General features: G+C 55.1%; 9 protein-coding genes. 7 read left to right on the top strand and 2 right to left on the bottom strand.

Features of this window, described 5'->3' with window-relative positions; genetic code table 11:
• Positions 1-9 precede the first annotated feature (9 nt).
• The 5 genes from DQG13_RS31005 (at position 10) to DQG13_RS26005 (ending at position 3,537) form a co-directional block, all read left to right on the top strand.
• Positions 10-447, top strand: coding sequence for a hypothetical protein (locus DQG13_RS31005; protein WP_181593004.1), 438 nt, complete (start codon positions 10-12; stop codon positions 445-447).
• Positions 429-710, top strand: coding sequence for an ABC transporter ATPase (locus DQG13_RS31010; protein ID WP_181593005.1), 282 nt, complete (start codon positions 429-431; stop codon positions 708-710). Before DQG13_RS31005 ends, DQG13_RS31010 begins: the two co-directional genes overlap by 19 nt.
• Complete coding sequence (locus DQG13_RS25995; RefSeq protein WP_113023098.1) at positions 707-1,678, top strand: hypothetical protein; 972 nt, start codon at positions 707-709, stop codon at positions 1,676-1,678. Before DQG13_RS31010 ends, DQG13_RS25995 begins: the two co-directional genes overlap by 4 nt.
• Before the next feature lie 91 nt (positions 1,679-1,769).
• Entirely contained in the window at positions 1,770-3,272 is a 1,503-nt protein-coding gene (locus DQG13_RS26000; RefSeq protein WP_113023099.1) for a DHA2 family efflux MFS transporter permease subunit, read from the top strand.
• A 43-nt stretch (positions 3,273-3,315) separates the two neighbouring features.
• Complete coding sequence (locus DQG13_RS26005) at positions 3,316-3,537, top strand: hypothetical protein (protein ID WP_113023100.1); 222 nt, start codon at positions 3,316-3,318, stop codon at positions 3,535-3,537.
• On the opposite strand, the gene DQG13_RS26010 is transcribed toward DQG13_RS26005, so the two are convergent.
• Together DQG13_RS26010 and DQG13_RS26015 are read right to left on the bottom strand one after the other, a co-directional pair.
• Positions 3,492-4,208, bottom strand: coding sequence for an MBL fold metallo-hydrolase (locus DQG13_RS26010; RefSeq protein ID WP_113023101.1), 717 nt, complete (start codon positions 4,206-4,208; stop codon positions 3,492-3,494). The genes DQG13_RS26005 and DQG13_RS26010 overlap by 46 nt on opposite strands.
• Positions 4,174-4,764 carry a PadR family transcriptional regulator gene (locus DQG13_RS26015; protein ID WP_113023102.1) on the bottom strand — a complete coding sequence of 197 codons (591 nt, stop codon included), beginning with the start codon at positions 4,762-4,764 and terminating at the stop codon, positions 4,174-4,176. Before DQG13_RS26015 ends, DQG13_RS26010 begins: the two co-directional genes overlap by 35 nt.
• Positions 4,765-4,964: 200 nt before the next feature.
• Between DQG13_RS26015 and DQG13_RS26020 the strand changes: the two genes are divergently transcribed.
• Together DQG13_RS26020 and DQG13_RS26025 are read left to right on the top strand one after the other, a co-directional pair.
• The gene (locus tag DQG13_RS26020; RefSeq protein WP_113023103.1) at positions 4,965-5,741 is read left to right on the top strand and encodes a hypothetical protein; all 777 of its coding nucleotides are present in this window, start codon (positions 4,965-4,967) and stop codon (positions 5,739-5,741) included.
• Positions 5,738-7,561, top strand: a complete 1,824-nt coding sequence (locus DQG13_RS26025) for an FAD-dependent oxidoreductase (protein WP_113023104.1) — start codon at positions 5,738-5,740, stop codon at positions 7,559-7,561. Before DQG13_RS26020 ends, DQG13_RS26025 begins: the two co-directional genes overlap by 4 nt.
• Positions 7,562-8,284 lie beyond the last annotated feature (723 nt).

Consider the following 8,284-nt stretch of genomic DNA (forward strand, 5'->3'; position numbering starts at 1 on the left):
GGAGGAGCGATGAAGAACCGGCTTCACCGAATGATCTCCGATTCCCGGGACCGTACGGCTGCGGCTGCGCTGGTTTCCCTGGGGGTGAATGCGTTGACCGGCGCCGGCAAGCTGGTGCTGGGTCTGTATCTGCTGTCCCCCTGGTTTATCACCAGCGCTGTCTATTATCTGGTCCTTGGTGCCGCCAGAGGCCTGACCCTGAGGCGGTATGCCCAGGTCCGCACCGTTGCCGATCCTGAGAAAAGACATGGCCTGGAGCTTGCCGTTTATCAAAAAAGCGGCTTTTTTCTTTGTCTGCTGGGCCTGTCCTATATGGCTGTATGCTTGCGGATGCTTATGGCGGGAGATGTCGCCGTTTTTGGCGGAAACATTGTGTTTCTCATTGCCCTGGTGGCCTTCTCCAAGCTGGCAACGGCCTCCACGGAAATGTGGTTAACCGGCACCTGAAGAGCCCGGTTGTTTCCGCGCTGAAAATCATCAACTTCACCGATGCCATGGTTTCCATTGTGGTCACCCAGCATACCCTTCTGGTCATGACGGGATCTGCCCACGCCATAAGCAGCAGCGCCTGGTTCGGCATAGGCTGCAGCCTGCTTTTTATTCTCACCGGCATTTTCATGCTGTGCAAAAGGAAGGTCCGCCGTGTGCCGGAACCGGGCATGGCGGATGAAGGGCCCCCCAACTTGAATCATGCGGAGGAAACGGAATGAAGGACACTTTTATGAAAGCCAATACGGCTCAGGTCAACAAAATTATTGCGGGATTGCTGTGGGTTATTTTTGCCCTGTCCACCCTCTTGCTGGTGAACGGGCATGTAAGGCCGGAGGCATACGGCTCTCTCTTCATGGAGCTGGCGCTGGCAACATTTCTGATCCTCCGGGGCAAAAAGCCTGTGCTGGCCATGAGCATTCTGCTGATGGCCATTCTGACCTGCACCGTCCCATATATCGAAACCTCCCGGGTGGGCATGACCATCATGATTGTGCTTTGCGTTGTCTCCCTGTACGTGAATAAGGCGCTTTTGTACAGCTTCGGAGCCATGTACAATATCGCGTTTATCGTCATTTATTATTCGGGGCACGGCCGCTTCGATACGGATTTTTTCGTTACCCTGGGCTTTATCGAGCTGACGATTGTGGCGCTGTATTTTGTCTGCAAGCGGAATGCGGACCTGATCCGGTCGTCCATAGAGAAGGAGGCCAGAACGAAGGAGCTGCTGGATTCGCTGGACAACATGGTCAGCGTAATTCAAGCCAACACCGCTTCCTTAAGCGGGGATATTACCGTCTGCAATCAGGACATCGGCACACTGAAGGCCATCAGCGCGGCCATGGCGGGGAGTGTTCAGGAGGTGACGGAGGGAGAGGCCCTTACCCGGCAGGTGCTGGAGCATTTCCACAGCATCCGGCAGGCCTTTGCCCATATTGACGGCTGTATTGCCGATGAATCGGCCATGACCGGGCAGATTGGCGGGATTTTTTCGCAAATTCGCGGGAAGGTGCAGCATATCTCGGATATCTCCCATATGCATGCCGCCGCCACGGAGGAGATGCTGACCACCACCCGGGAGCAGGGGGCAAGCATTGAGGTCATTTACGACGCCATTTCCAATATTCATGCTTCCGGCCTCAGACTCCAGGGGCTGACTGAAAAGGGAAAGCGGGAGACGGCGGATTAACAACTCTTTAACAGGAGTGCGACAACTCCCCAACATCTCTCCGGCAGAATGGGGTTGTAAGTAACAAGAGCAAGAAAAGAGGAGAGAAGCCATGAGTGAGAGAGCGGATGCAATGTCAATCAAAAAAGGCCCCATTCTGTTTATTATGATTCTGGGCGCGTTCATTGCGATTTTGAACCAAACCATTATGACCGTGGCCTTGCCCGAATTGATCAAGGACTTCGCCATTGCCGCCTCAACGGCCCAATGGCTGACAACGGGCTACATGCTGGTCAACGGCGTTCTGGTGCCGGTCACCGCCTATCTGATGCAGCGTTTTACCACAAGGGAGCTGTTCCTGGCCTCCATGGTGTCGTTTCTGGCGGGTTCGGCGATTGCAGCGGCGGCTCCGGGCTTTGAGGTTCTATTGGCGGGACGCCTGATTCAGGCGGCGGGTGCGGGAATTATTATGCCTCTGCTGATGAATGTGGTGCTGGTGATGATTCCCGAGGAGAAGCGGGGCGGGGTGATGGGCCTCATCGGCTTGTCCACTGTGCTGGCCCCGGCGGTAGGGCCGGTGTATGCGGGATTTATGCTGGAGCACTTCAGCTGGCGCTCCCTGTTTTATGTGATGATCCCCATGTCTGTGCTGGTAGCCGGACTGTCCCTGTTTTACCTGAAAAATGTGACCAAGCGGATGTACCTCAGGCTGGACGGGGTGGGCATGGCGGTATCCACCCTCGGCTTTGGCACGCTGCTCTACGGCTTCAGCCGGGCAGGGACCGCCGGTTGGTCCAGCCCGGAGGTGCTGGGCACATTGCTGACCGGTGCGGCCGCATTGATTTTCTTCACCGTCCACCAGCTGAGAAGCCGCAACCCCTTGCTGGATTTGAAGGCGTTCCGATACAGCATGTTTTCTCTGACCACGGTAATCAATATCGTCGTTACGATTGTCATGTACTCGGATATGATTCTGCTGCCCCTCTATCTGCAAAATATGCGCAGCTACTCTGCCTTTGACACGGGAATGCTGATGCTGCCGGGAGCGCTGCTGATGGGGCTCCTGATGCCCTTGTCAGGCAAGCTTTTCGACCGGATTGGGGCCAAATGGCTGTCGCTGGCGGGAATCGCTATAACCATCATCACCACGGCCGGTTTCGTTTCCCTGACGGAATCCACCAGCTTTATGTATCTGATGCTGATGTCCGCAGGCAGGCGGATCGGCATGGCCCTGTTCCTCATGCCCGTTACCACAGCGGGGCTTAATCAGCTGCCGGCCACCCTCCATGCCCACGGCACCGCCATTTCCAATACGGTGAAGCAGGTGGCCGGAGCCATCGGAACGGCGCTTCTGGTGACCATTCTCAGCAGCCGGACGCAAACCCACGCCCTATCCTTGGCGGCAGAAGGCCTCCGGGACCAGGCGCAGCTTATTCAAAAAGCCTCCATTGCCGGCATGAACGATGCGTACTGGGTGGTCATTGCCTGCGGGGTCATCGGATTGGCGCTGTCCTTCTTCATTAGGAAGACGAAGCCTGCCGCGCTGGCTCCGGAGCCGGAGGAAGAAAAGGGAAGCGCTTCGCTGCTGCCGATCCAGGCGGGACATAAGCTGTGAGGAGCGAAGCAAGAATCCTGGAACAGGGAGGAAGGGATGGCGTATGATGCGGCAGGAGCGGATGGACCATCCGGCTATGCCGGGGGAGGCGGAGGAGCGCTGGGGCGCTTCCCCCGCCGTTCCGGAGAATCCGGAGGACGCGCGGAGGCTGGAGGCCAGGGCCAGGAGCCGGGAGAAGGAATGGGCGGCGGTAACGGAATATATGCAGGCCTGCGCCGGTCAGTGCATCTCCCGGAAGGAAAAGGGCGCTCCATGGCCGGGATAAACGGTATGAATGTTCATTTCCCTAAGCCGTGTCACACTCCGCGAAAGAGCCTTAAAGTCTGCTGCGTTGGGAGCGCGGGCAGGCTTTTTGGTGTTGGCGAGGGTATCGCCGCACAGAAGGGAGCCGTCCCGGAAGAGCAGGCCCACCGACCCGGGGGTATGGCCGGGCAGGCTGATCACCTGAGCCCCGATGCCGTATCCGCTTAAATCCATGCCGTCCTCCAGCAGAATATCCGGTTGAAAGGGTTCGAAGTCCTCCAGGGTTTTGCGGGTGACAAGGGCGATTTTGTTCTTCATCAGCTGGAAGACCAGGCGCAGCACGGGAGACCGGTAGCGGAAGCTGCCCATAAGCAGCGGCAGGTCGGGATGAGCCGCCAATGGCAGGTCCGCAGGATGCAGGGCGATGGGGGCTTGGAAGGTATCGCGCAGATAAGCGGCGTTGGCGGTATGGTCATGATCCCCATGGGTCAGGAGAATCAGGCGCAGCCGGCCGGGAGTGCAGCCCGCCTCCTCAAGGGCGTCCAGCAGCTTCTGCCTCCGGTTGTCAAAGCTCCGGTCCAGCACCAGATGTCCCCCGGTATCCACCAGCACAAAACCCTGCTCCGCTTCCGCCAAATAGCTGTTCACTCCCCCAAGATCAATGGGGATAATCCGGTTCTCCATCGGCTTCATAAGCCATTCCTCCTTCAAAAAGTTCGTGAAAAGGCCGTTTCATCCGGGCGTGGCGGCACCAGCGCAGCGTTTCCCGGATAATGCCGATGCCGTAATACAAGGTGGACATTTTGTAATAATGGTGCCGGTGATTGTCCGGGGAATCAAAGGAGCGCTCCAGCGCCAGCAGACGGTTTAAATATTGGAGATTTTTCCGTTCGTACTCCGCCAACTGCCGCATGGCAAGCTCTTCGGGCAACACATCGAAAAAATATACCTTGGCCAGATGGCTCTGCCTGCCGCCGCTATCCTCCGCTTCAATCGGCTGGCCCAGCCAATCCAGGAAAGCCTCCCGGCCCTTCGGGGTGATTTCATAAAGCTTTTTTTGCCGCGGTGAGGCTTCATCCCCAGGGCAGAGACTGACCAGCTCCTGGTCCAGGAGCAGCTTTAAGGTAGGATATATACTGCCGTAGCTGGCCTTGTAAAAAACGCCGATTCCGTTTTCGATCCATTTTTTCACATCATATCCGGTTAGTCGGCCATTAAAAAGCATTCCCAGTACAATGTAATTCAGCATTTACATGCATCCCTCCGATATATCGTTACGATATATATTATACCTGGTAATGAGGAACGTCAACAGGAAGCTGCGGGGCAGCAACCGGAGAACGTTTTGTGTGGATATTTGAAGGTTCATATAGATATCTTTATTCAAGTTGGATTTATTCTGGGGTAAGATATGCAGGAATTCAGTCTTCTGAAAAAGGAGTGATCCGGATGGGCGATATTGCTGTGGATCATTTGATTATCGGCGCCACCTTTTGGGGCATCGGCTATGCTGCCGGCTCCAAGGGAAGCACGCTGGTCATTGAAAAGAGCATCCGTTTGGGCTACGAATTTATCGATTGCTTCAAGTTTGGGGATAGCTGGGACTGCTCTTGCCTGACCCCGGAGGGGGAGGCCTTTAAGCGCGAATTAAAGCAAAGAAATATTCTCTCGGATGCTCATAAGCCCATTTTGCAGGCTTGCTGTCCCATGCTGTCCCGGGCGGCTGCCGGCCATGGGCTTCATCTGCTGTTGGGCACAAAGCTGCTGTCCGTTGAAAAAACGGAGAAGGGCTACTTCGTAGAGGCATACAATGCCTCCGGAATGATGAGAATCCATGCCGGACAGGTGCTGGACACGGCAGCGGCAGGCTCCCATTTCCAGCGGAAAAGCATAAACGCCATGTTGGATGCCGGACCCCGGAAGGTAGAACCTTTTGCAAATGGAGAGTTTGAGCTTTATACGGCTGAACGGCCGGATGCTGCGTACCTGAAATTTTATGTGGACAAACAGGACAGCCTCATGACCGCCCGGCAAAAGCTGTATAACCGGCTTTACAGGGGTGTCCCGGAATTGGACGGGTACCGGATCGTCTCGACGGCAACCGTGTTTGATTACGACTATTCCGGCGGCGGCCAAAACAGCTATGGCATATCCGGAAGCTTCACCAATCCGGTTAAGGCCTATGACTCGGGGGTATACGCGGGAGCGGGAGGCGGGGCAGAATGAGACTGCAGCAAAAAGTTCAAGGCAATGCGGCGGCGGCCGAGATTGGCATTGCGGCATTTTCCGAAGCCTATGATGTGATTGTAGTGGGGCTTGGGACGGCGGGAGCGGTTGCGGCCATCTGCGCAGCGGAAAACGGACTCTCCGTGCTGGCTCTGGAAACCGGGGAATGTATGGGAGGCACCGGAACCTCCGCAGGTGTTCTGGGCTACTATTATGGCGCCCCGAGCGGCAGATATGAAGATGTGGACAAGCTCGTGTACAGCTCTGACGGCGAAATTTTTGCCCAGGCCAACCGGATTTATCCCGACCACATCCTTCCCGACAAAAAAGCGATGGTGCTGGAGCGGCAAGCCTTGGCGGCAGGCGTAACCATCCGTTATGACGCTTGGACCTTCGGGGTGTACATGGAGGATAAGCAGGTTGTTGGCCTGCTATGGAAGGACGGCGGCGGCATTCACCGGACCGGGGCCAAGTATGTGATCGACTGCACGGGGGAAGCGGATATTTGCTCCATGGCAGGCTGCGAGACGGTGCGGGGCAGAACCTTTGACGGCAAAACCCAGCCCTATTCCTTATGCACCATGACCCTGAAGGACGGGAATGTGCACAGCTATTACGCGGATAACGGATTTATCAACTGCAATGACGGACGGCAGTATTCGGACCAGATGCTTGAAACCTACACCCAGGGCATGTTCCTGAAGGAGCGGTTTGACCCGGAGGACTATTATTCCGTCATTTGCCCCCAGGCGGGGGTTAGGGAAGGAAGAAGAATCACCGGGGAGGAGGAAATCGCATTTGGGGATTTTCTTCAGGACCGGGTTACGGATCGGCCGTTGTTTTACACCCATTGCAATATTGACACACATGGCATTGAACATGCCTTTGAGGATAAGAGATATATCGAGTGGTGCATTGTCGCCAAGCTGAAATTCATGAACTTCTCTGTGCCGGTGCCGGCAGGGGCGCTGATTCCCAAGGGGTATCGGGGGATACTGGCGGCAGGCCGCTGCCTGGCTGCGGACCGTCAAATCTCTCCCGGCGTGCGGGTGAAGCGGGATATGCAGAAATGCGGGGAGGCTGCCGCTGCATTGGCTTATTTGTCCATTCGGGATGGAGTGGAGGCTAAGGCGGTGGACTATGGGACGTTGGCTGCCATGCTGCGGAAAACCAAATGTCTGGATGAGGATAATAACAGGCTGACCTACCGGGTGGACGAAAAAGCCTCCGGAGAGAAGATAAATCGGCAGGTGGAGTGGCTGACGGAGCCGGCGGAGATTCAAGAGCAGATGAAGGGGCCTATACCGGGGCTGGGGATTTGGTCAGCCAAGCGGCTTGGAAGCAGGATTATCTCCGATCTGAAAGGGTGGCTGGCTTCCGGGGACGAGGAGGTCCGGTTTAACAGTGCCTTTGCCTTGGGACTGCTGGGCGATGCGGCCGCTATACCTGTACTGCGGGAAATTATCAGCGCTCCGCTGGATTTCCAGCGGGAAACGCCGGTGAACGGCATTAATAATGTGCTGGGGGCCATCTATCTGCTGGGTGAATTGGGCGATGGGGAAAGTGTGCCGCATTTGATCGGAATAACAAGGCTGGATGGGCGCAATAACGAATATTGGCAGCATTTTTTGTTCTCCATGACGGCCCTTATCAAAATCGGGAGAAGCTGCCGGGAGACTGGCGTGAGAGAAGCGGTTGCGGAGGCTCTGCAGTGGGTCATGGATCATAAAAAAGACATTCATATGACCCTGAATGCCAAGGAAAACATCGTAAGCGACCTTACCGGGCAGGTGCGGACATTTATAAAGGCCAACTGGTAGAACGGGCGGAACGAAACAGGCAGAACAAAATAGGCAGAACGAAACAGGCAGAACAAAATAGGCAGAACCAAATAGGCAGAACAAAACATGCAGAACAAAAACAAGACGGCACCCCTTCATCGAGTTGAAGGAAGTGCCGTTTTTTCACACGTATACGGAAAACGAACGCTGTTCAACCGTAACTACTCAGCTATTGCCCGTAACACCCTAACTGTCTTGAGCGCCATCCTGCCGTAGATCCAGCACCGACCAATGTGATCATGCAAAAGTGCAGTTATTTTTGGCCGCGAACCCACTTTTTCGCTCCGATCATGCAAAAGTGCAGTTATTTTTGTTTAAAACCACCCAAAAGCTAAAATCCGCATGAAATAGATGCACTTTTGCATGATGCCCCTCCGTTCAAGCAGCTGGCTCATGAAATAAATGTACTTTTACATTATGGATATTCCATATTCCCCCCTCCCCCACATTCACAACATCCCCCTCCTACGTGAGTCCGCGGGAGAGAAAAAAGGCGGATTTTAGCGAAATAACGGAACCACAGTCCGTCAAACTCCAAACCAAACTCCAAACCAAACTCCAAACCCAAACTCCAAACCCAAACGCCAAACTCAAACGTCTTGAAAACGCGCAGATCCAAAGGACGCCGCAGGAGTTTTTCTTACCACATCAGAATGTTTAAGTTCTTTACAGCGCTAAAGCGCGTAAGGTAAACATTCTGAT

The sequence above is a fragment of the Paenibacillus sp. YN15 genome (assembly GCF_003285005.1).
GTDB lineage: Bacteria > Bacillota > Bacilli > Paenibacillales > NBRC-103111 > Paenibacillus_AR.

Excerpts from the sequence above, each read along its gene's own strand:
- DQG13_RS31005 (WP_181593004.1), top strand. The coding sequence starts at position 10 with ATGAAGAACCGGCTTCACCGAATGATCTCCGATTCCCGGGACCGTACG.
- DQG13_RS25995 (WP_113023098.1), top strand. The coding sequence starts at position 707 with ATGAAGGACACTTTTATGAAAGCCAATACGGCTCAGGTCAACAAAATT.
- DQG13_RS26000 (WP_113023099.1), top strand. The coding sequence starts at position 1,770 with ATGAGTGAGAGAGCGGATGCAATGTCAATCAAAAAAGGCCCCATTCTG.
- DQG13_RS26005 (WP_113023100.1), top strand. The coding sequence starts at position 3,316 with ATGATGCGGCAGGAGCGGATGGACCATCCGGCTATGCCGGGGGAGGCG.
- DQG13_RS26010 (WP_113023101.1), bottom strand. The coding sequence starts at position 4,208 with ATGAAGCCGATGGAGAACCGGATTATCCCCATTGATCTTGGGGGAGTG.
- DQG13_RS26015 (WP_113023102.1), bottom strand. The coding sequence starts at position 4,764 with ATGCTGAATTACATTGTACTGGGAATGCTTTTTAATGGCCGACTAACC.
- DQG13_RS26020 (WP_113023103.1), top strand. The coding sequence starts at position 4,965 with ATGGGCGATATTGCTGTGGATCATTTGATTATCGGCGCCACCTTTTGG.
- DQG13_RS26025 (WP_113023104.1), top strand. The coding sequence starts at position 5,738 with ATGAGACTGCAGCAAAAAGTTCAAGGCAATGCGGCGGCGGCCGAGATT.